The sequence below is a fragment of the Gordonibacter pamelaeae 7-10-1-b genome (assembly GCF_000210055.1).
In the GTDB taxonomy this organism is placed as follows: domain Bacteria; phylum Actinomycetota; class Coriobacteriia; order Coriobacteriales; family Eggerthellaceae; genus Gordonibacter; species Gordonibacter pamelaeae.
Genome location: NC_021021.1, coordinates 3341809 through 3343053 on the forward strand (window position 1 = coordinate 3341809; position 1245 = coordinate 3343053).

Sequence of the window (1245 nt, forward strand, 5' to 3'; positions counted from 1 at the left end):
GCGCGTTCAACACCTGGATCGAGAGCTTCGACGTGGAGCGTCCCGACGGGCGCATCGCCCGCGCGAACGTGCCCAAGCAGTGCAACCACTGCGCCGACGCGCCCTGCGTGAAGGTGTGCCCCACGGGCGCGAGCTACCGCGCCGAGGACGGCACGGTGCAGATCGACCAGGACAGGTGCATCGGCTGCAAGTACTGCATGGCGGCGTGCCCGTACCAGGTGCGCTACCAGGTGGAGACCGGCGAGGTGCAGAAGTGCACGTTCTGCCATCACCGCACGGGCGTGGGCCTGCTGCCCGCCTGCGTGGGCACGTGCGTGGGCTACGCCCGCACCTTCGGCGACCTGAACGACCCGGAGAGCGACATCTCGAAGCGCCTGGCCGAGGCGAACGGCGGCGACGTCCTGTACGAGGACCTGGGGCTTAACCCCTCGCTGTACTATATCGGACTCAAGGAAACCGAGGCCATGCCGGTCGCGTCCGCCATCCACCGCGGCGGCAACGTCATGAAGCCGTACGAGGGGTGATGAAGATGGTTTGGGATGCATTCATAGCTGTTTACCTGTTCCTGGCCGGCCTGGGTGCCGGGGCGTTCGTCCTAGGCGCGCTCACGAACTGGGCCAAGACCCCGGCGCCGCGCATGAAGAGGATCGCGTTCGTCATCGCGCCGGTGGCCGTGGCCGTGGGCACGCTCGTGCTGGTGGTCGATGCGAAGGCCGGGTTCGCCAACCCGCTGCGCTTCTTCCTGCTGGTTTCCAACCTGAACTCCGTCATGGCCTGGGGCGTCATCATCTTGAGCGTGTTCTTGGCGGTGAGCGTGGTGGACTTGGTGCTGCTGCTCGTGCGCAAGAAGACGCCGAAGGCGCTCGACGTGGTCGGCATGGTGCTGGCCGTGTGCGTGGCCGCCTACACGGGCGTGCTGCTGGGCGACGCGGGCCTCGCGTTCCCGCTTTGGAACATGGCCATCCTGCCGTTGCTGTTCGTGGTGTCGGCCGCTTCCACCGGCATCGCCGCGGTGCTGCTGGTCACGTACCTTGCGGCGCCCGACGAGGTGGAGGCTCTGCCGTTCCTGCCCAAGGCGGGGCTCGTCCTGCCGGTGCTGGAGCTGGTGCTCGTGGCCGTGCTGCTGGGCGTGACGGCCGGCTCGTCGGGCTCGGCGGCTGCAGCCGGCGCGGCCTCGGTGGCGAATCTCGTGTCCGGCGCCTACGCCGTGCCGTTCTGGCTCGGGTTCGTGGTGGTGGGCTTGGT

At 68.4% G+C, this 1245-nt stretch carries 2 protein-coding genes; both read left to right on the forward strand.

Annotation, left to right across the window (positions count from 1 at the left end; genetic code table 11):
• The coding region (locus tag GPA_RS15330; RefSeq protein WP_049784198.1) for a 4Fe-4S dicluster domain-containing protein at positions 1–524 on the forward strand (524 nt) is incomplete at its 5' end.
• 5 nt (positions 525–529) lie between these two features.
• A partial coding sequence (gene nrfD / locus GPA_RS15335) for an NrfD/PsrC family molybdoenzyme membrane anchor subunit (protein ID WP_041240662.1) occupies positions 530–1245 on the forward strand: 716 nt, incomplete at its 3' end.